We start from the raw sequence: 20,771 nt of genomic DNA on the forward strand, positions 1-20,771 counted from the left end.
GTAAAAGCCCCAGCTACCTATTAGTAGCTGGGGCTTTTTTATGCGGTTACTCTATTAAAATAAAACTATAGACGTGCACGGTCATGTGGTTCATTAAAATCAATCACTGGGCCAGCAGGAACAATACGAGTAGGATTAATATTGGCATGACTGGTGTAATAATGCTGCTTGATATGATTCATATTTACCGTCTCTGCAATACCAGGTACTTGATATAAATCACGTAGATAGCCCCAAAGGTTTGGATAGTCAACGATACGGCGCAGATTGCATTTAAAGTGCCCAACATAGACAGCATCAAAACGAACCAACGTCGTAAACAGTCGCCAATCGGCCTCAGTTATAGTGCTACCTGTTAGATAACGCTGATGTGCTAAGCGCGTCTCAAGTGTATCTAATGCCGCAAACAGCTCAATCACGGCCTCTTCGTAAGCCTCTTGTGTGGTAGAAAATCCTGTCTTATACACGCCATTGTTGATAGTAGAATAGACAAAGGTATTGATATCATCAATTTCTTGCAATAACTCTGAAGGCACAAAATTACCTGCTAGTGCCCCAACCTCATCAAAGGCAGAGTTAAACATACGAATAATCTCAGATGACTCATTACTCACGATTTTGTTTGTTTTTTTATCCCACAAGATAGGTACGGTGACACGGCCTGTATAGTCTGGTTTGGCCTTAGTATAAAGCTCATAGGCATAGTCTGCATTGATAACTGGGTCAGCAACGACGCCTGCACCTTCTGCAAACGTCCAACCATACTCACCCATATATGGATGTACTACAGATAGCGGAATGATGTCTTCTAAGCCTTTAAGCTTGCGATAGATAAGGGTACGGTGTGCCCAAGGACAAGCTAGCGACACGTATAAATGATAGCGGTCAGGTTCCGCTTTAAAGCCCTCAATACCTGTGGGCCCTGCGCTACCATCTACCGTTACCCAGTTTCTAAAACCAGCATCTTCACGCTGAAAGCGGCCACCACTCTCTTTTGTCTCATACCACTTGTCTTGCCACTGCCCGTCTACCAAGAGACCCATGTTATTCTCCAACTATTTTTAATATTTGTTTAACGCTTACTCAGCATGACTGACTTTAAGTCATTATTATCATGACGATTACGTTGTTTAGAGAGATATCATACCAGTTATAAGAGTTTAATCATTAGCGTCACCAACTTATTAACAATAAAAACTAAACCACTTAAAATTAATGTTTAGTAAATATACACAAAAATATATCTAAATAACTAATATAAGCCTGAATAGCAGATATTATGATAATAAAAGAGGTTTATGCTAAAAAAGACTTGCAAAGTCTGGAAAACTTGCTAAAATGCTCAACCTAAATAGGCGTATAGCTCAGTTGGTTAGAGCGCTACCTTGACATGGTAGAGGTCGTTGGTTCGAATCCGATTACGCCTACCAGATTCGAAAAGCCCCAATCTTAAGATTGGGGCTTTTTTTTGTCCGTAAAATATGGGCTGTAGCGGAAAAGGAAACTATACGTCGATTCAAATTATCTCTTTTCTCACCTTTAGCAAACATCATCAAAAAACGTGTGTGCCCAAATTGTGCCTAAGTTGCGCCTGCTATCTATTTCGCCTTTCTTTCAGAGTAGTACTTTCGACCTCCACCCTAAATTAACTAAAACACTTTCAATATTTATTTACTTCTCTTTATCTAGCGAGTCGTTAGGTACATAAGTAAATAAATCACCTACCTCAATATCTAATGCCTCACAAATTTTATCAATTAGATCTTAGACACTACGACTTAATAATTTCTGTTATTCTTTATTTATACTTATATTTTTTAAAGTAAACCATGCCATAAATATCTTCTAAGTTATTACTATGTTTAACTTCGATTTTAGTCTAAATGTTCTGGTATATCATGCCTTTCAATTAGGTATTGCTTTCATATTGTCACTACCAATCGCGCTTAACCGTGAACTTGAAGATAATGGTGCAGGTTTAAGGACTTTTCCTTTAGTAACAATTGCTTCGTGTGCTTTTATGCTAGTGGGCATGGACATTTATCAAGACGCCGATGCTGAGGCTAGAATTATGTATGGCATAATCACTGGAATGGGTTTTATTGGCGGTGGCGCTATCTTTAAAAATGAAAGTGGCGCAAAGGGCACTGCTACTGCGGCTGGATTGTGGAATACAGCCGCCATTGGGATATCGGTGGCTTATGGTCGCTATGAGATTGCCATTATATTATCAGTAGTTGGTTTTTTAATTCTACAATTCTCAAAACCTTTTAAACCAAAATCTTAACGATGCCACTCTTAGTCATTAGAATAGAGAATCAAACCACCATTTTAACAAGAACTTCATACTTACTTTGCTTTGGACAAAATTGTTAGTGGTTGAGCTCCTTTGAACCTTAGCAAGCGTAAAGCATTGAGAGTCACTAGTACCGTTGCACCAGTGTCCGCTATCACAGCAATCCATAGTCCGGTAATACCCAGTACAGTAGTGATTAGAAACACGGCCTTTAGTCCTAGAGCAAAAATTACATTTTGATGTATGTTGGCCATGGTTGCACGCGATAAGGCAATGAGATGAGCAACATCTGTAACACGACTTTTTAATAATGCTATATCGGCTGTTTCAATAGCAACATCCGTACCGCCACCCATGGCGATGCCCACATCTGCTGTTGCTAATGCTGGCGCATCGTTAATACCATCACCAATCATCGCTATCTTGCTATTATCCTTCATCTCATTGAGCAAACGTAGCTTATCTTCGGGCAACAACTCAGCTTGCCATTCTATCTCTAAATGACTAGCAAGCGCCTGAGCGGTCAGATGGTTGTCACCCGTGAGCATCACAGAGCGCACACCCATCGCTTTGAGCTGAGCCACTCCTTCTTGAGCATCATCTCGCAACTCATCTCGTAATGCTATCAATCCAAGCACTTCACTACTTTGCTCATCATACAAAACTGAGACAGTCTTGCCTTCCTTTTGCAATACTTCAATGTCTGCCTGTTGGTCCATTGACAGCAAGCTTTTTTCAGTTGCATAGACTGGTGATCCAATGGCTAAAGGGCGATCAGCTACCGTTGCATGTACTGCTTTTCCCGCAGTAACATAAGCTTTGGAAGCCACTGGTATGGATGTCTGGGCAGCTTTAGCATGATCGATAATAGCTTTTGCAAGTGGATGGCTAGAGGCGGATTCAACGCTGGCAAACAGCGCTAGTATCTCATTATGACCTTCAGACCCTATGCTTTCTTGTACTGATAGCTTCTGTGTAAAGGCAATCACGTTGGTCACCTGTGGCTTACCTTCAGTCAACGTACCTGTCTTGTCAAAAGCCACGACATTTACGCGACCAATGATTTCTAAAGCGCTGCCCCCTTTGATAAGTAAGCCTCGGCGTGTACCGACAGCCAATCCTGATGCAATGGCAGCCGGAGTAGATAATACAAGTGCACAAGGACAGGCGATTAGCAACAGTGCAAAACCACGATATAGCCAAGTCGACCATTCACCTCCCATCGCTAGCGGCGGAACAATAATAACCAGTGCAGCGATAGCCATCACCGCTGGGGTGTAATAACGACTGAATTTTTCAATGAAGCGAGCCGTAGGGGCTTTAGAGGCTTGCGCCTGCTCTACCAGATTGATAATGCGTGCGATAGTGTTGTCAGCAGCTGTCTTTTGTACACGGATTTGCAGCGCTCCATCCATATTGATTGATCCTGCAAATACTGCATCGCCCATGTCTTTAGCAACGGGTATGGATTCGCCAGTGACAGGTGAGTCATCAAGACTAGAGCTACCTTGAACAATGACACCATCAGCAGATACTTTATCGCCAGGACGTACCAATACCAGATCATCGATCTGCAACGAAGCTGCAGGAACGTCATGCTGTCCGCCTTGTGCATCAAGTAAAATCGCAGTCTTTGGAACCAATGATGCCAATGCTCTGATACCAGCACGGGCACGATCTGCTGCCACACCTTCTAACAATTCACCGACTGAGAACAAAAAGACAACCGCCGCCGCCTCTTCAGCTTCACCAATGATAAGTGCACCAATTGCCGCGATAGACATCAGCATTTCAATAGAAAACAGGGTGCCTGTCATTGCCAAGGTCATAGACTTTCGGGCAAAAGGGAAAACACCCACAATGACGGCAATAGCAAATGCCCACATGCCATAATCAGGGAAAAGTAATGCCAACGCGTAGGCGACACTCATCAAGACGCCGAGACCAACCACTTGCTTACCTTTTCTGGTTTGCCACCAACGCTGTGGCTGCGTATTTAATAGATTATCACTAATGCTGTCTGCTGCGTTTGCTTGATCAGTAGTGGCAGATATGCCAAAACCCAGACGCTTGATGGTCTTTTCAATATCGCTGCACTGAGTATCTGAATCAGGGGCAAGCGATAGCTCTAACTTTTCAGTCGCAAAATTAAGCTGTATGTCAGAAACACCGGGCATACGTGCTAATGCAGTTTCGATTTTTCTGACGCAACTGGCACAGTCCATACCTTCAATACGATATTGCATAATAAACTGCCTCATTATAAGAATTCATTTGATAACGCTATTGTGAACCCTCTAGTGGCTTCAGAGTCAAGGCCGTTTATATGCAATTGTATAAACTTGATTTCCTTATGGCTAAACCTTATAGTTACTTTAATGTTTTCAGTTTTGAAATGACTTTGAAATAACTTCAAGAGAACTGTGAGGTAACTATGCTAATAAAGATCGGCGAGCTTGCTAAGCGCACAGGCGCTACAGTAGAAACCATTCGCTATTATGAAAAAGAAAAGCTATTACCAGAACCTTCCCGTAGTGAGGGGAATTATCGCTTATATCGCGAAAGTCATATCGAGCGTCTACAGTTCGTTCTGCACTGTCGTACACTAGATATGACATTGGATGAAGTACGGACCTTACTTAAGTACTGGGAAGAGCCTAGCAGAGATTGCGCTGATGTCGATACCTTGTTGGATGAACATATCCGCGCTGTAGAAACACGTATAGAAGAGCTAAAACAGTTGAAAAAACACTTAAGTGTTTTGCGACAGAAATGCGTCAGTAGCGCACCAGCGAAGTCATGTGGCATATTGAATGCACTTGCTGATCATTCTTGTCATGAAAATTCGCCATATGGCTCACATTAAATACTATTCGAATAGATGCAAATAATTAATACTTATTCATCGCTATATATAACGCCTCTGCTGCTTGTTAATTACTATGCCACCATCGCACTTTATCCTATTTAAACTTATTCTAATGACTTGGCTAAACGGATTCTAACGATTTGGCCTCTTCGAAAAAGGCAAACCATAGACGCCTACCCTCCTCATTAATACGTCGCACCGTCTCAAAATACTTTTGCCGTGCTTCCTCATCTACTAAGGGAGCAGGAAGCAGAGGGTCAAAAACAACACTGCGAATACCTGCATCTCCAAGCATGAATATTTCTCGCAGCGCCACATGGGACGGTAAGTCGTCCAAAGCACTTAACCAGTCAGTGAGCTGCTTTGACTGCTCTTTATAATGCTTTTCAAGATGCATGTCTGACCAGAGCGCTCGTGCTTTTTTTTGCCTAACCTTATCGAAATCATTGGCTTTAAAAACCGCAGCTTCCTCTTCTAATCCCAAGTCCAATAGACGCTTACGGACGACATCAGTACCGCCTAATAAATTATTGGGGCGCAAATAAAGCCCCTTATCTAGTTCACGAAACCCCAATAATGATAAAGCACGAGCACGGGCACGCAGCGCTTTACGATCACTGCGAGGTAACCCACCGGTGGCTACTGCTATCCACGAACCATCAGATTTTATCGTTCTTTTATCTGCTGTCTGCCATAAGGCCACATCGGCGCCCAATTTCTGAGCTTTGGGTCCAAGTTTGTAGGTAGCAGGACCAATCGACTCAGCAAGACCCGCTTGGATCAAACGAGCCAGCGTCACACGTATACTATTTTCTGTCATACCAAATACAGAGCCTGCCAGTACCGCTTCGGAAGCACTAAGTGTGTTTGCCTCTGCCACCATAAGTAAGCGTAAAAGCAATAAACGAGGCGTTGGTTTGTTCATATTACACCTATTGACGTAATTATTTTTTATATGTAATACTGATCGTGGGAATTACTAAACTACTGTAACTTAAGGAATGACATTCAAAATCAGGGAAGATAACAATCATGTCAATTGTAAATCAATTCAAGACCCATGAGGTGCAGAATCAACCTTTTGCCTTAGCCAATTATAATGCATGGGAAACAGATACAGCGCTCAGAGAAGCGGTCGCAAGAGAAGGTGCTACTTGGGCAGCAAGTCACTTGAAAGAGTTTGGCGCACTGACTGGTGGAGATCTGATCACCAGTGGATTCTTAGCCAACGAAAACAAGCCTAAACTACGCAGCTTTGACAGCTATGGTCGGCGTATAGATGAGGTAGAGTTTCATCCGGCTTACCATGATTTGATGCATGCAGGAATGAAATACGGCATGAGCAACTTTGCTTGGCGTAATGAAGATCGTGATAGTGCTCACGTGGCTCGGGCGGCAGTCATGTATCTCGGCTCACAGCCTGAGGCTGGGTTTGGTTGTCCTATGTCTATGAGCTATGCTGCTATCCCTGCCCTACGTCATTCGCCAGTGCTAGCCGAAAAATGGCTGCCCAAGCTGTTATCCGAACACTATGATCCACGCAGCTTACCTATGGAAGAAAAACTAGGCTGTACGATGGGCATGGGCATGACAGAAAAACAAGGTGGATCAGACTTACGCCGCAATACGACTCGGGCTATACGACAAGAAGATGGCTCGTATGAAATCATTGGGCATAAATGGTTTTTCTCAGCGCCAATGTGTGATGCTCATCTCGTCTTGGCTCAATCTGACAGTGGTCCTAGTTGCTTTTTAGTACCACGTTTCCGACCTGATGGGACACGCAATGCCGTACATATTCAACGCTTAAAAGACAAATTAGGAGACTGGGCAAACGCTTCCTCCGAGGTAGAGTTTCAAGGCGCACTCGGTGAGCTAGTAGGCATTGAAGGTCGCGGTATTCCTACCATTATCGAGATGGTCGCCCTCACCCGACTTGACTGTATGATTGGCTCCTCAGCTCAAATGCGCCAAGCGATCGTTCAAGCGATTCATCACACCAGTCAGCGCGAAGCCTTTGGTAAATTATTAGTCAACCAGCCTATTATGCGTAATGTATTGGCAGACTTAGCCCTAGAGTCAGAAGCGGCTTTGGCCCTAACAATGCGAATTGCACGCGCAGTTGATAGTATAGAAACAGACCCTCATGAAGCCGCGCTCGCTCGTATTGCCACTGCGATTGGGAAGTATTGGATATGCAAACGCGCGCCCGTTTTTATCAATGAGGCACAAGAATGTTTGGGCGGTAATGGCTATGTCGAAGAGACTATTATGCCGCGTCTGTACAGGCAAGCACCGCTAAACTCAATCTGGGAAGGCAGCGGCAATGTGCAATGTCTAGATGTGCTGCGTGCCTTAAAAAAAGAACCAGACACTCAGCAAGCTTTATTTGAGGAACTGCAGCAAGCAGCAGGGGAAAATGCTGATTATGATGCAGAATTAAACCTACTGATAGAGCGATTTGAAGACACTCAAACTTTGGAGTTCCGTAGTCGCTATGTGATTGAGCGCCTAGCATTGATGCTACAGGCTTCGATACTACTACAGACTGAGCAGACTAAGATCGCTCAGGCATTCTGTCGCTCTAGGATTGGGAATGAGCATGGACTGGCCTTTGGTACATTAAGTCCTGATGCTCCTGTGGATTTATTGATCGAACGGGCGGCTGGCGCGACCAAAGCAGTTCTGTAAATACCTTTATATGTATCAAATAGTCCCCTGCTACTGATTGTTGACGTAGCAGAGGCTTTTATCCTTGATGTCAGTCACTTTCTTCTCAGCCATAACTCGCTAAAAAACGGTCACATGACATCCCAAAAAAAGGCCCTTCTGAATTATAGAAACGCCTTACCGAATCGTCGTTCAAATGTTAAATCGTTTAAATAAGCTCATCGTTTCGCAGAGTAAGAACTTCATAGCCGTCAGAAGTAACCGCAATCGTATGTTCCCATTGAGCAGATAACTTTTTATCATTGGTGATTACGGTCCAGCCATCTTTTTTGACTTTAACTTTGGCTTTACCTTGATTGACCATCGGTTCAATGGTAAATGTCATACCTTCTTGTAGGACTAGACCTTTTCCTTGATGTCCGTAATGTAGCACTTGCGGTCCCTCGTGCATTTCGCGTCCAATACCATGGCCGCAATACTCTCGCACTATTGAATAGCCTTGCTTCTCAGCGTAACTTTGGATGGCATGGCCAACATCGCCTAGCGTTGCTCCAGGTTTCACCACTCGTATTCCTTCCCACATGGCTTCATAGGTCTGATCAACCAAGCGTTTTGCAAGGGGCAACACCTCACCTATCAAATACATTTTGCTAGAATCAGCGATAAAACCCCCTTGTTCTAGGGTAATATCTACATTCACAATATCACCTGATTTGAGTATTTGCTGCTCTGAAGGAATACCATGACAGACCACGTTATTCACTGAGGTATTCAATGCATATTGGTAACCATACTGACCCTTACTGGCTGGACGTGCACCTAACTGATCAATAATATAGTGCTCAGCAAGGTTATTGATGTCCATCGTAGAAGTACCGACTGTAATTTTCTCATCGAGATAATCAAAGACAGAGGCTAGAAGTCGCCCAGACTCGCGCATGATTTCCAATTCCACTGCATTTTTAAGTATGACCTTATCCATCTATAAGGTTCCTCACATTGACATCAGCTTGTCTCATTTGCTCATTGATAATTTGGTTGTAAGACATATTGGGGTTGGCTTCAGCAAGCATGCCTATCTTCATCCAATATTCAGCTTGAGCGTTGATGGAGCGCACCATGACGGCACTTGCTTTACGAATATCTTCATGCAGTTCATCATCAATTTTAACAATACCCATAAAAACACCTTAATATATGAAACGTATATGAATCGTATATCTATTTTTGTATGGTTGCAAGAAATTATGTATCGCTTGAACTCGATTTCCTTATATCGAAATTCTTTGAGCTAAACTATAGCTTGATACTGATAGCAAAAAACCACCTATTAAGGTGGTTTTTTGCTCAGATGTGGTGACGTGGTGTAGCCAGCTTTTAGAAAGTTCTATTTAAAAAATCATGTGAGCACACACCGCAATGATTGGTAATGAGATGATTGTTCTCAAGAGAAAAATGACTAATAACTGAAAAAAGCTCACTGGAATTTTTGTCCCTAAAATCAATCCGCCGACTTCTGACATATAGATCAATTGAGACACTGACAAGCAAGCGATGACAAATCGCGTTAACTCTGACTCTATTGAAGAGCCTATGATCGCAGGCAAGAACATATCTGCAAAACCTACCATGATCGTTTTTGACATTTCTGCGGCAAAAGGTATGTTCAATAACTCTAAGAATGGAATAAACGGCATACCTAAATAATCAAATACAGGTGTTTCTTCTGCAACGATTAACCCCATAGTGCCGATTGCCATAACGACAGGCAGTATCCCAATCCACATATCCAAAATATTTTTTAGACCATCTCTTAAGAAAGTAAGAAAACTTGGACTCTTATCGGCTTTTTGGACAGCTTTATGTAAACTGTGGGTAAATAACGTTTTTCCCTCAGGAATGGTTTCATGATCTCTATCACTGTTTTCGATAGTATAAGTATCTTCAATTCTAGATAAAGGTAATAACCTTGGGACTATTAAAGCACAAACAATCCCGCATAAAGCAACGACCCCAATCATATTGATAAAGTAGCTCTCAAGCTTAACCTGAGAGATGACAACCAAACAGAATGTAATCGACACTGCTGAAAAACTTGTAGCGATAATTGCCGCTTCTTTTTTGGTATAGAACCCACCTTCCAATTGTTTATCAGTCAATAATACGCCGATAGTGCCATCGCCCAACCATGACGTTAAACAATCTACAGATGACCTACCTGGTAAACCAAATAAAGGTCTCATCACTTTACTTAGTAGAACCCCAAAAAATTCTAATAAACCAAAATCAAGCAATAACGGTAGCAGCAATCCAGCCAAGAAAAACACGATGAAAAGTATTGGCATTAACTCATATAATATTAAGCCGCCAATATTGTCTGAATATATTGCATCGAACCCAAATTTAAAATAGGTCACGACAACGAAAAACGCACCAAGCATCCTAATGATAAGCCAAGGCGTTGTAACGTTTAATAAGTTATTTAAAAACGCATTCTTCAGAATAAATGCAGGTTTCATGATTTTAGTATATAACGTACAACACAAGGTAATCATGATTGAGGTGACAACCAATAACGGCAAAAGATCACCGATATAACCCTGTATATAATCCTTCAATACAGATATAGGAATGGTAAATCCTTCTGCATAGGTGACAAACTTACCATCCACATAGGGAATTGGAAATACGAAAAGCATCAAACCTATAATAGAGGGGATAAAGAACTTCAAAAACTGTTTGATATTAATACCGCTAACATCTCGACTTGCAGCGCTGGCTTTAATAATGTCCATATTATTTTTACTCGCAGTCCCTTTTTAACCAACCTAAAGAATGTTTTAACAAACCCCTTTAGGTTAGATTCTTTTACTCATTTTAAATATTCAATACTAGTAATTGCTCAAAAGTGTGTGGGTCACTTTTTCTAAAATCTTAAATATTCTGGTCGAGTCATCTTTTGAGTTGTTGTACAAAGGATTTATCTCTGCCATTTCCCAGCAGCATACTTTCTTGTTCTTAATTAACTCTATGTTAAGTTGCATCGCTTGCTCGTATGACAGACCGTTCATTGCAGGTGTACCGGTTCCTGGCACATATAAAGGGTCGACACTATCAACATCGAACGAGACATAAATATGATCGCAATATTCTAGTTTTTTGAAGATCTCCTCTACAGTAGAACTGATGCCTTTTTGGGTTATCTCAGCCACGCTATATAAAGGGATTTTATGTCTTCTAATTAAATCCATCTCTTCTTCTTGATAGTCTCTAACCGCACAAAACACCACGTTTTCTGGCTTAATTGATGGCTCGCTCGATGCCATAAATTTCAACTCTTCCCAATACTCTTTTTCTTTTTCAGAAAGCTCGTTACGCTGACATTCCAAATTATCAATGGCACAAGCCATCGCCAAAGGCATACCATGCATATTTCCTGATCCGCTGGTATATGGTGAATGAAAATCAGCGTGAGCATCTATATAAACCACACCAATTTCAGCATCAGGATGCGCCATTTTTAGACCATGCATGGTGCCTGCACAGCTAGAATGATCACCTGCGATAACAATCGGAAATTGATTCTCGTTTCTTATATCTCTGATTTTATGCGCCAATTTAGAAATAACAGGTTCAATTACATCGGCGTATTTTGCATGCTTAAATGACGACTCTTCTTCATGTATATATTCATTTTTTATACTATCAAGTTGCAATTTTTCATAGTAGTCTGCATTCATCTCTTTTGATGACGCGCGCAATGCATCGATTCCTAGTGACGCGCCTTTTTTATGCCCTGCGACGTCTGAATAAACTTCTACTATTCGCACGTTTTTCATTAAATCATTCATTATTTTGCCTCTATTAAATAAAACAAGTTTTTCATCATTTGAGTCCAAATCTGGTATTGAACTCCTATTTTCTATATTCAAATTACTTATGATGCGGCCATCGCTTCATCCGTCTCTAGGCTAAGATCTTTGCTATGAGCTTTGACCACCGAATAGAGGTTTTTAGGGTCTTGTTGCTGAGGAATCAAGTCAAGCAGCTCATATGCATCCTGCTTTTTGATCAAATCACGCAAAAATACCAAAGCCGTAAAGTCTTCTGAGGCAAAACCAACACCATCAAATACAACCAAGTTATCTTCATTGGTGCGTACTGCTTTTTCACCGTTTACGATGCGGTGAAACTCTGTCACAGGGAAATCTTGAGAGAGCTGTTGAATGTCGCCTTCAATACGGGTTTGTGGTTCAAACTCTACAATCACATGATCGGCTCTTAACAAGATATTGGCATCCAGCTCCGTTTTGCCAGGACAGTCACCACCGATGGCATTGATATAAACGCCTTTTTTGACCATATCATCACGCAGAATCGTGGCATTTTTCTTATCTGCGGTACAGGTAGTGATGATATCTGCACCTTCAACTGCTTCTTCTACCGTTTTGCAGATAATAATCTCTAGACCTGAATCGGCAAGGTTATGCGCTACTTTTTCAGATGCGGCTGGGTCGACATCATACAAACGCACTTTTGAGATACCCACGACTGCCTTCATACCCATTGCTTGGAACTCACCCTGAGCACCATTACCGATAAGCGCCAAAGTCTGGGCGTTTTTGGGTGCACAATGTTTGGCAACCAGTGCAGAAGTCGCTGCCGTACGTAAGGCAGTCAAGATACACATCTCTGTCAGTAGAATGGGATAGCCAGTATCGACATCAGACAATAAGCCAAAAGCGGCTACCGTCTGCAAATCGCGCTTGGTATTGATCGGATGACCATTGACATATTTGCACGCAAACATTTCACCATCGCTGACAGGCATCAACTCTATGACACCGTCTTTGGAATGAGAAGCAAAACGACTGGATTTTTCAAAACTATCCCAACGAGAAAAATCTTGTTCTAAAGCATCTACCAATTCTTTTATGGTCTGTTCTATACCATAATTACTAATGATCTCAGCCATCGCCTGTACGCTAACAAATGGCACACCTTGTTTTTGTGATACGATAAATTTAGACATTAATTTTGCTCCATTCCATGAATATTATTTATTTAACCGACAATTAATATGCTACCAATTATAATTGTCAGTTAAAATGTCAATAACTTACCAAATATGGACATTTTTTTGACACATTGTTAGGTGCTACTTAGCATAATGTCAAAATCTAATGAAGGAAGCATTTTTATGGCGTATTACACTTATGACTCTTTAGATAGCGAACTGATATCTGAACTTCGACAAGATGGTCGAGCAACCATCTCAAACCTGGCTAAAAAACTCAAAGTCTCTCGTGCCACTGTCCAAAACAGATTGGATAGACTGATTCACAACGGTGCTATTTTAGGATTTACGATTCGAGTGCATGAAGCATTAGATAAAGAAACAGTTAAAGCGATGATGATGATTGAGGTAACAGGAAAATCTACTTCACAAGTGATTAGGAAACTGCGGGGTATCCCGCAATTGATTAAGCTACATACGACCAATGGGGCATGGGACTTGGTAGGAGAGATACACACGACAAGCTTGAGAGAATTTGATGAAGTGCTGCGTCAAGTCAGAGAGATTGATGGCATTTTGAATAGTGAAACAAGTGTTCTGCTGTCGAGCTTGTAATGTCATTAAACTCACAATCGCATAAGCGATGCTGTTTATCTGATAGATATTGACTTAGAGTGTTGTAATTAAGCCGCCTGAAGGTAAGCGTAAAAAGAATATATTGACGTTTTATAACCTAGATTTTTTAATCTTTATTTTACTGGTACAGTAAAACTAAAGAACGTATCTTTTACTACGTTCTTTAGTATGAGAACACGATGGTATTTTTAACTCAGACGATATCTTATCTTAAGACAAGAAATCTACTAATGGCTTACTATTTATTAAATAATATTAACTTCATAGCTGAACTTCTCCGCCATTCCATATGACTCTCTATATTCGATAGGCTCACCTTCTAGACTCTTAGCAATACGGCATACCTTCACTAGGTTCTCTTGCTCATTATTATCTAAATAAGGGTCTACGTGATTGGCTACAAAAAATAGTGTCTCTACGGCAGATGAGACAAACTGGCCACACTTAGTATAGTAGAACGGATATAGCAAATTCTCAAAATCTTCAGGCTCTAGATTTACAAAGGCCTGATAACGACTCTTAGGCAACCAAATTTTTTCACTCAGCGAAACTTTGCCCTCAATGATACGTACACGTTCTATATAAATGAGCGCTTTATTCTTACCAATATCTAGCTTTTCGTTAATCTCTTCAATACCCTCTATTACCATGACTTTTTTGACCACGCCTGTCGGTGTCGCATAGCAAGCATCTTTATCACGAAATTTAAAAAACCGTAATAATGAGCTTTCAAAATCTGGACGCTTTAGAAAGGTACCTCTGCCTTGATACTTGGTTAACACACCATCGTCGACCAGCTTTTCAACCGCTTTTCGAACGGTTCCGACTGATACTTGATACTTATCTGCAAACTCTTGCTCAGTCGGTAAAGGTGTGTTTTCGTCCCATTTGCTTTCTGTCAATAAAGTCAAAATGTGCCATCGTACTTGCTCATACCGTGGTATTTTAAATTTTTCTAAATTTTTTAGCATTATTTCACCACAATTTAAAGGGTTTATGAATTTTTTTACTGTTTTTAAGCATTGTTATCATTCTGGAGATTGGGTTATAACGGAGTACTCTATCTTAAGCGCTAAGAAAACCTTATATATCATTGCAATACTAACGACTGTCTGGCACTTTGTGGGCAATCTTATCTAATTCATATTACTTTTTTTGCTATTATTCCACTTATTTATACGTGCATTTCAGGCTTATACGATTCTGTAATCTAGAAAGTTGTTTGTCAATATTCTCGTAATGCTCTTTACCTATAGAAGTCAATACAATTCTCTATAGAATTCATGTAGTTAAGCTCAAGGGGCAGTCGTGACTCTTTATATTCTAGCCGCAATAGTAATATGTATTATTTTGGGCTATACCACCAAGATCAATATTGGTCTATTTGCTATTGCATTCTCATACCTCATTGGCTGTTTCGGTATGGGAATGAGCGCTTATGAAATTGTTGAGCTGTGGCCTCTCAAAATTTTCTTTGTTATTTTTGCCGTCACTCTCTTCTATAATTTTCCTTTAGCGAATGGCGCTTTAGAAAAACTATCGAATCATTTGATCTATAGATGTCGTCATTTTCCCGAGTTTTTACCATTGGTTATTTTCTTTGCCGCTACGGTCGTTGCTGGCTTAGGGGCTGGTTATTACACCGTCTTAGCCACGATGGCACCTATGATTTTGTTATTGTCTAAACGTACTAATTTGAATCTTGTCATTGCTACCTTATCTGTTAACTATGGTGCATTGGCTGGTGCTAATTTTATCACCTCACAAAGTGGGGTTATCTTTCGAGAGCTGATGCGCGGGGCTGGCGTCGCAAATGATAATACCTTTACTTATGTTTTAGGTGTCTTTGCGGTTACCTTTCTCATGCCAGTGATCGTCCTAGGTATATATTGCTTTTTTAATGCTAAAAATAGCAAAATTGCGATTCAAACGATAGTACCAGAGCCTTTCGATAATAAGCAAAAACAATCTATTATGCTGATTTTTATCATGATGGCTATCGTGCTTATTGTACCCATCTTAAATCTCCTAATGCCTAACATAGAAGCAATTCAGTTTTTAAACGCTCGGATTGACATTGGTTTTATCGCCATTATTTTTGCCTTAATCAGTTTATTACTGAAATTAGGTGACGAAAAAACAGTAATTGCCTTAATCCCCTGGAATACACTTATTATGATTTGTGGGGTCGGTATGCTGATCGGCCTTGGCGTCGAGATCGGTGTTATTTACGAGCTAACAGAATGGCTAAGTACCAACGTTCCTATCTGGATGATACCAATTTTGGTCTTCGTTATTAGCGCCATCATGTCAATCTTTGCTAGTACACTTGGTGTAGTCGCTCCTACTCTATTTCCTATGGTGCTGCCTTTAGCCGTCGCCTCTGGACTTAACCCTCTATTGTTATTTACCTGTATTGTGGTGGGAGCACAAAGCTCATCCCTCTCTCCTTTCTCATCAGGAGGTAGTCTAATGTTGGGCGCTTCTCAAGTAGTTATAGAAAAAAACAAGCTGTTTAATGCGCTACTATTTAAAGCGGTACCCTTAGATATTGGTATTGGTATATTAGCAATTTTCATTATCCAGCTGCTGTTTTAGCTAGTATGTGTTCCTATGTTGAGAATGGGAACACGCCCTACCCTTAAGCAAATCCCTTCCAAAAGACAGTTTTGATGCAGCTGTCTTTTGACTGATATATACAACCAAACTTCTTAAATACCTAATGAATTGCCCGTCATGGCGCTTAGTCTCATCTCACTGACTTCATCTACCGAGTTAGCTCTTTTCCTTATCCAAAAAAACATGCCCTAGCACATTTTCAATATCGCTCTCATAGTTATCAATACCTGTAAATCATTGTACTAATTACTTTTTATCGACACCACCATCCTTTATCCTGAAGATTCTTCTGTCTTTTATTTTCCTTGATATTGAGACGATAAATAATTTGTTATCAGTCATTGTGATAGTACCTTAAAATAAAATTCATGTATACATACATATGTTTCTTGTTATTTTTATAATATTCTGTTACTTTTGCAAAACGCTAAAAACTCTACTTTTATGAAGTTTAGTAGTTATTGTCAGGATGATCTGAACTTCATCTGTCATTACTTTATTATTTTGCTCAGAATTCTATTGAGCTATTCATTAAAAATACACACAAGGAGTGTCGTGTGAAAAAACTATCCTATTTGGCTCTTGGCCTTTCTGTACTCACCCTTACCGCATGTAATAAATCTGATACGGCAGCATCTGATGCCAGTTATGACGCCCCTTCACGTCCAGAATGTATCGCCCCAGCAAAACCAGGCGGTGGCTTTGACTTGACTTGTAAGCTTGCTCAAGCTGGCTTAAGAGATACCGGCCTATTAGAAGATCCGATGCGAGTCACTTATATGCCAGGCGGTGTGGGTGCTGTTGCTTATAACAAAATCGTTGCCAATGACCGTGCTAACAACGATGCAATCATTGCTTTCTCTACTGGCTCTATCCTAAATCTATCGCAAGGTAAGTTTGGTAAATTCACCGAAAAAGACGTGAAATGGCTAGCAGCCGTCGGTACTGATTATGGTGCTATCGCTGTCAATGCAGACTCACCTATTAAAGACTTAGCAGGATTGGTTGCTGAGCTTAAGTCAAATCCAAAAGCAATCAGTTTCGCCGCTGGTGGTAGTGTTGGTGGTCAGGACTGGATGCAGACAGCTATTTTGGCTAAAGCGGTTGGTGTTGATCCTAGCGATATGACTTATGTTGCGATGGAAGGTGGCGGTGAGGCTATTACAGCGGTCATGGGTAACCATGTGACTGTCGTAAGTGCTGGTATCGCTGAGATCATGCCACAAGCCACTGCTGGCAAATTACGTGTATTGGCCGTATTTGCAGATGAAAGATTGGGCGGCACTATGGCCGATATTCCTACTGCTGTAGAGCAAGGCTATGACGTTACTTGGCCAGTCATGCGTGGTTATTACATGGGTCCAGATGTCAGCCCTGCCGCTTATGACTGGTGGAAAGCAAGCTTTGATAACATGCTTGCGGATCCAAAATTCGCTGAATTACGCGAGCAGCAAGAGCTACTACCATTCTCTATGACTGGTGATGAGCTAGAAGCATACGTTTATAAACGTACAGGTGAGCTACGTGAGTTGTCTGCTGAGTACGGTCTTGTTGATGCTGCAGCTAAGTAGCATGACTCAGATCATATCCCCTTAATGATTGAATACTGATTTTTATAGTATTTATCGAAGGTTGACAGATGAGACATCTCTCAACCTTCTTATTTTGGAATTTAAGGAATACTTCTATGACAATGGAACGTGCATTTTCTGGATTAATGGGGCTGTTTAGCTTATTTCTGGTCTATTTAGCTATTGGTTACGTTGCTCCTATTGCCTATGATCCTATCGGCCCTAGACCCTATCCTATTTTGATTTTCTCGCTTACGGCACTTTTGACCTTGGTTATTGCTTTTCGTCCAGCACGATTTACGAAAGTCATCAATTTAGGATATAACAACGTCGTACTTAGAAATCTTGTGCTGTGTGTCAGCGCATTATTGATTTATAGCTTAATTTTTGAGCCTTTAGGTTTTGTGATTGCTACCACACTGATGTGTTTTGCGGTTGGTTTACTATTTGCCGGGAATCCTATTAAAAGCCTTATCTTTTCAGTTGTGATCAGTATCGCCCTGTATGTCTTATTTGACATGGCTTTGGATGTGATTCTGCCACTTGGAGTATTATCAGGAATAATGGGATAGCTATTATGGAAACTTTTGACTTTTTAATGCAAGGTTTTGGCGTAGCGATGTTGCCCAAAAACTTACTGATTGCACTCATTGGCGCTTTTATTGGTACAGTTGTAGGCATGTTGCCTGGCCTTGGCCCTATTAATGGTGTGGCAATTCTATTGCCTTTTGCCTTTGCCCTTGGTCTACCACCCGAGAGTGCACTTATCTTACTAGCGGCTGTTTATCTTGGTTGCGAATATGGCGGTCGTATTTCTGCCATTCTACTTAACGTGCCGGGATCTGCCGCGGCGGTTATGACCTCATTGGATGGTAACCCGCTAGCGGTTCAAGGCAAGGCTGGCATCGCCTTGTCCATCTCTGCGGTTGCTTCATTTATCGGTTCTACGATTGCGACCATTGGTGTGGTCTTGTTCGCACCTCTATTGGCTAAATGGGCAGTGTCTTTTGGACCTGCTGAATACTTCGTATTAATGGTATTCGCGATTTGCTGTTTGAGTGGTTTGGTTGGTGATCAACCTATCAAGACAGCAGTGTCAGCGTTAATCGGCTTGGGTCTGGCCACTGTCGGCGTCGATGCGGTCACAGGTATCTATCGCTATACCTTTGATTCAGTCAACTTATCTGATGGTATTCAGTTCACAACGATCGTTATTGGCTTTTTCAGTGTCAGTGAAATTCTGATTTTGCTCGAAAGAACCAGTACTGGTGGGAAAATTATTGCGCAAGGTAAACGTAGCTTATTTAACCTAAAAGAATTTCTCTTTAGCGTTGGTGCCATGGTGCGTAGTGGCATAATGGGCTTCTTCGTTGGAATTTTGCCGGGCGCTGGTGCGACTATCGCGAGTGCGATGACCTATGCTAGTGAACGCAAAATTGCTGGAGACAATGGCAAATTTGGTGAAGGCGATCTTCGTGGTTTAGCCTCTCCAGAGGCGGCTAACAACGCATCAGCATGTGGTTCATTTGTACCGATGTTGACCTTGGGTGTCCCTGGTTCTGGTACGACAGCGGTCATGATGGGTGCATTGACTTTGTACAACATCACGCCAGGTCCGCAGCTATTTACCGAACAGCCAGACATCGTTTGGGGTCTTATCGCTTCATTATTCATCTGTAACGTTATCTTGTTAGTAATGAATATTCCTTTGGTTGGTGTGTTTTCTAAGCTACTTAATGTACCAAACTATATCTTGATACCATCTATTGCTGCTATCAGTTTCGTTGGTGTTTACTCTATCAACAGCACGACCTTTGATATGGTATTCATGGTAGGACTTGGGATATTTGGTTACTTCTTACGCAAGCTACATTTCCCTCTATCAGCCCTTATTCTAGGTTATGTACTGGGAGAGCTAATGGAGTCTAACCTCAGACGTGCCTTGTCTATTTCTCAAGGTGAGATGTCTATTCTATGGAGTAGCCCAATCACCGTATCACTATGGGGTCTGGTAGTTGTCATGATATTCATGCCAATCATTCGTAAAATGTATCGTAAGCGCTTTAAGAAGACTGCTGCATAAGTTCTTGCTAGTTCGTCTCTAAATGTCTCTCCGGCGGTGGTTATACTCTATGTATGGCCACCGTTTTTTTAGAGATACTTTCACCCTACTTGCAACAGTTATTTAATACTCCTAACTCTTTTGTCAGCTGTCCAAAATTAGCAAAACATCACTACTTGATGTCACTTATGAAATAGGATTTTATAGTGCTCTTTGTTTTAGATTTATTGCAAACCATTCCAACTTGGCATTTAGTAGGTTTGTTCATCGCTGGCATGGTCGCTTTTATTATCTCCACTATATCTGGTGGTGGCGGCGCTATGTTGCTGATACCAGTTACCTCTTCGTTGGTAGGGACAGCGATTGCACCACCTGTGATCAACGTGGCTACCTTTCTGAGTAATGCCTCGCGACTTTATCTATTTTGGCATGATATTGATTGGTCATTGACCAAATATTATGTCCCAAGCGCTATCGTAGGTGCATGGCTAGCCGCATTGGTGTTTAGTCGTTTGGACGCAGGCTGGATTCAGTTATTGGTTGGCGCATTTTTAGTCTCGACTATTTTCCAATACAAGTTTGGTAAAGTAAGTAAAACATTTGATATGCCAAAAGTAGGTTTTGTGCCTGTGGGCTTTGTCATTGCCTTTATGAGCACTTTGGTGGGTGGCCTCGGCCCTATTCTTAACCCTTTTTATATGAATGCTGGACTAGAAAAAGAAAGCCTTATTGCGACCAAAACAGCTAATTCTTTCTTTGTAGGTATTGTACAAATCATCAGCTACACCTTTTTTGGGATACTCACCGTCAAGATATGCGCGTATGGTCTTGTATTAGGACTGGGCGCCGTGATTGGTAATATTATTGGCAAACGCTTTTTGGCAGGTATTAGTATTAGCCAGTTTAGAATTATGCTGCTGATACTAATGGTCATCAGTGGCCTAATAATGATAATAAGAAATATTGATGTGCTGTTCTAGAGACTCTTCCACTCTATGCCATGACCACTAATAGTCTATTCCGATAAGTAA

The 20,771-nt window shown here is 41.3% G+C and carries 19 protein-coding genes and 1 tRNA gene; 10 read left to right on the forward strand and 10 right to left on the reverse strand.

The features are described 5' to 3' along the window. Positions 1–65: 65 nt before the first annotated feature. Positions 66–1,043 carry a glutathione S-transferase family protein gene (locus AK824_RS09475; protein ID WP_057761027.1) on the reverse strand — a complete coding sequence of 326 codons (978 nt, stop codon included), beginning with the start codon at positions 1,041–1,043 and terminating at the stop codon, positions 66–68. 310 nt (positions 1,044–1,353) lie between these two features. Here AK824_RS09475 and AK824_RS09480 point away from each other — a divergent pair. Continuing rightward, a tRNA-Val gene (locus AK824_RS09480) sits at positions 1,354–1,430 on the forward strand. Positions 1,431–1,671: 241 nt separating this feature from the next. Here AK824_RS09480 and AK824_RS13570 read toward each other — a convergent pair. Continuing rightward, the gene (locus tag AK824_RS13570; protein ID WP_156410733.1) at positions 1,672–1,758 is read right to left on the reverse strand and encodes a helix-turn-helix domain-containing protein; all 87 of its coding nucleotides are present in this window, start codon (positions 1,756–1,758) and stop codon (positions 1,672–1,674) included. A gap of 100 nt (positions 1,759–1,858) precedes the next feature. On the opposite strand from AK824_RS13570, the gene AK824_RS09485 reads away from it, so the two are divergent. Continuing rightward, complete coding sequence (locus AK824_RS09485) at positions 1,859–2,287, forward strand: MgtC/SapB family protein (RefSeq protein WP_057761029.1); 429 nt, start codon at positions 1,859–1,861, stop codon at positions 2,285–2,287. Between the two features lie 62 nt (positions 2,288–2,349). Here AK824_RS09485 and AK824_RS09490 read toward each other — a convergent pair whose 3' ends face one another. Beyond that, positions 2,350–4,542: a heavy metal translocating P-type ATPase gene (locus AK824_RS09490; RefSeq protein WP_057762553.1), complete on the reverse strand. Its 2,193-nt coding sequence runs from the start codon at positions 4,540–4,542 to the stop codon at positions 2,350–2,352. A 188-nt stretch (positions 4,543–4,730) separates the two neighbouring features. Here AK824_RS09490 and cadR point away from each other — a divergent pair, with 188 nt between their 5' ends. After that, positions 4,731–5,162, forward strand: coding sequence for a Cd(II)/Pb(II)-responsive transcriptional regulator (cadR, locus tag AK824_RS09495; protein WP_057761031.1), 432 nt, complete (start codon positions 4,731–4,733; stop codon positions 5,160–5,162). A gap of 124 nt (positions 5,163–5,286) precedes the next feature. On the opposite strand, the gene AK824_RS09500 is transcribed toward cadR, so the two are convergent. After that, positions 5,287–6,090, reverse strand: a complete 804-nt coding sequence (locus AK824_RS09500) for a PaaX family transcriptional regulator (protein ID WP_227511151.1) — start codon at positions 6,088–6,090, stop codon at positions 5,287–5,289. Between the two features lie 107 nt (positions 6,091–6,197). Between AK824_RS09500 and AK824_RS09505 the strand changes: the two genes are divergently transcribed. Further along, positions 6,198–7,856: an isovaleryl-CoA dehydrogenase gene (locus AK824_RS09505; RefSeq protein ID WP_057761035.1), complete on the forward strand. Its 1,659-nt coding sequence runs from the start codon at positions 6,198–6,200 to the stop codon at positions 7,854–7,856. A 187-nt stretch (positions 7,857–8,043) separates the two neighbouring features. On the opposite strand, the gene map is transcribed toward AK824_RS09505, so the two are convergent. The 5 genes from map to AK824_RS09530 all read right to left on the reverse strand — a co-directional run bounded on the left by map (position 8,044) and on the right by AK824_RS09530 (position 12,867). Continuing rightward, the gene (gene map, locus AK824_RS09510) at positions 8,044–8,817 is read right to left on the reverse strand and encodes a type I methionyl aminopeptidase (RefSeq protein WP_057761036.1); all 774 of its coding nucleotides are present in this window, start codon (positions 8,815–8,817) and stop codon (positions 8,044–8,046) included. After that, complete coding sequence (locus tag AK824_RS09515; RefSeq protein WP_057761037.1) at positions 8,810–9,016, reverse strand: ParD-like family protein; 207 nt, start codon at positions 9,014–9,016, stop codon at positions 8,810–8,812. The genes map and AK824_RS09515 overlap by 8 nt, the downstream gene beginning before the upstream one ends. 210 nt (positions 9,017–9,226) lie before the next feature. Next, a complete protein-coding gene (locus AK824_RS09520; protein WP_082624624.1) occupies positions 9,227–10,630 on the reverse strand; it encodes a YjiH family protein in 1,404 nt (467 codons plus the stop codon). A 96-nt stretch (positions 10,631–10,726) separates the two neighbouring features. Then, positions 10,727–11,686 (reverse strand): arginase, encoded by a 960-nt coding sequence (locus tag AK824_RS09525; RefSeq protein WP_057761038.1) that lies wholly within the window; start codon positions 11,684–11,686, stop codon positions 10,727–10,729. Between the two features lie 86 nt (positions 11,687–11,772). Next, positions 11,773–12,867 (reverse strand): ornithine cyclodeaminase, encoded by a 1,095-nt coding sequence (locus AK824_RS09530; protein ID WP_057761039.1) that lies wholly within the window; start codon positions 12,865–12,867, stop codon positions 11,773–11,775. Between the two features lie 168 nt (positions 12,868–13,035). Here AK824_RS09530 and AK824_RS09535 point away from each other — a divergent pair, with 168 nt between their 5' ends. Continuing rightward, positions 13,036–13,467, forward strand: coding sequence for an Lrp/AsnC family transcriptional regulator (locus tag AK824_RS09535; RefSeq protein ID WP_057761040.1), 432 nt, complete (start codon positions 13,036–13,038; stop codon positions 13,465–13,467). Positions 13,468–13,733: 266 nt separating this feature from the next. On the opposite strand, the gene AK824_RS09540 is transcribed toward AK824_RS09535, so the two are convergent. Beyond that, positions 13,734–14,459 (reverse strand): GntR family transcriptional regulator, encoded by a 726-nt coding sequence (locus tag AK824_RS09540; RefSeq protein WP_057761041.1) that lies wholly within the window; start codon positions 14,457–14,459, stop codon positions 13,734–13,736. A gap of 337 nt (positions 14,460–14,796) precedes the next feature. On the opposite strand from AK824_RS09540, the gene AK824_RS09545 reads away from it, so the two are divergent. From AK824_RS09545 to AK824_RS09565, 5 genes are all read left to right on the forward strand, one after another. Next, positions 14,797–16,086, forward strand: a complete 1,290-nt coding sequence (locus AK824_RS09545) for an SLC13 family permease (RefSeq protein WP_057761043.1) — start codon at positions 14,797–14,799, stop codon at positions 16,084–16,086. Between the two features lie 578 nt (positions 16,087–16,664). Continuing rightward, positions 16,665–17,678: a Bug family tripartite tricarboxylate transporter substrate binding protein gene (locus tag AK824_RS09550; RefSeq protein WP_057761045.1), complete on the forward strand. Its 1,014-nt coding sequence runs from the start codon at positions 16,665–16,667 to the stop codon at positions 17,676–17,678. Between the two features lie 116 nt (positions 17,679–17,794). Continuing rightward, positions 17,795–18,250, forward strand: a complete 456-nt coding sequence (locus AK824_RS09555) for a tripartite tricarboxylate transporter TctB family protein (RefSeq protein WP_057761047.1) — start codon at positions 17,795–17,797, stop codon at positions 18,248–18,250. Positions 18,251–18,255: 5 nt separating this feature from the next. Then, positions 18,256–19,761 carry a tripartite tricarboxylate transporter permease gene (locus tag AK824_RS09560; protein WP_057761049.1) on the forward strand — a complete coding sequence of 502 codons (1,506 nt, stop codon included), beginning with the start codon at positions 18,256–18,258 and terminating at the stop codon, positions 19,759–19,761. Between the two features lie 185 nt (positions 19,762–19,946). After that, the gene (locus AK824_RS09565; protein ID WP_197411795.1) at positions 19,947–20,720 is read left to right on the forward strand and encodes a sulfite exporter TauE/SafE family protein; all 774 of its coding nucleotides are present in this window, start codon (positions 19,947–19,949) and stop codon (positions 20,718–20,720) included. Positions 20,721–20,771: the final 51 nt, after the last annotated feature.

Origin of the sequence: Psychrobacter sp. P11G3 (assembly GCF_001435845.1) — a bacterium.
GTDB lineage: Bacteria > Pseudomonadota > Gammaproteobacteria > Pseudomonadales > Moraxellaceae > Psychrobacter.

Bases quoted from the DNA above. Each gene is read 5' to 3' on its own strand.
- AK824_RS09555 (WP_057761047.1), top strand. From the start codon at position 17,795: ATGACAATGGAACGTGCATTTTCTGGATTAATGGGGCTGTTTAGCTTA.
- AK824_RS09525 (WP_057761038.1), bottom strand. From the start codon at position 11,686: ATGAATGATTTAATGAAAAACGTGCGAATAGTAGAAGTTTATTCAGAC.
- AK824_RS09475 (WP_057761027.1), bottom strand. From the start codon at position 1,043: ATGGGTCTCTTGGTAGACGGGCAGTGGCAAGACAAGTGGTATGAGACA.
- AK824_RS09500 (WP_227511151.1), bottom strand. From the start codon at position 6,090: ATGAACAAACCAACGCCTCGTTTATTGCTTTTACGCTTACTTATGGTG.
- cadR (WP_057761031.1), top strand. From the start codon at position 4,731: ATGCTAATAAAGATCGGCGAGCTTGCTAAGCGCACAGGCGCTACAGTA.
- map (WP_057761036.1), bottom strand. From the start codon at position 8,817: ATGGATAAGGTCATACTTAAAAATGCAGTGGAATTGGAAATCATGCGC.
- AK824_RS09540 (WP_057761041.1), bottom strand. From the start codon at position 14,459: ATGCTAAAAAATTTAGAAAAATTTAAAATACCACGGTATGAGCAAGTA.
- AK824_RS09530 (WP_057761039.1), bottom strand. From the start codon at position 12,867: ATGTCTAAATTTATCGTATCACAAAAACAAGGTGTGCCATTTGTTAGC.
- AK824_RS09560 (WP_057761049.1), top strand. From the start codon at position 18,256: ATGGAAACTTTTGACTTTTTAATGCAAGGTTTTGGCGTAGCGATGTTG.
- AK824_RS09515 (WP_057761037.1), bottom strand. From the start codon at position 9,016: ATGGGTATTGTTAAAATTGATGATGAACTGCATGAAGATATTCGTAAA.
- AK824_RS09485 (WP_057761029.1), top strand. From the start codon at position 1,859: ATGTTTAACTTCGATTTTAGTCTAAATGTTCTGGTATATCATGCCTTT.
- AK824_RS09490 (WP_057762553.1), bottom strand. From the start codon at position 4,542: ATGCAATATCGTATTGAAGGTATGGACTGTGCCAGTTGCGTCAGAAAA.
- AK824_RS09505 (WP_057761035.1), top strand. From the start codon at position 6,198: ATGTCAATTGTAAATCAATTCAAGACCCATGAGGTGCAGAATCAACCT.
- AK824_RS09535 (WP_057761040.1), top strand. From the start codon at position 13,036: ATGGCGTATTACACTTATGACTCTTTAGATAGCGAACTGATATCTGAA.
- AK824_RS09520 (WP_082624624.1), bottom strand. From the start codon at position 10,630: ATGGACATTATTAAAGCCAGCGCTGCAAGTCGAGATGTTAGCGGTATT.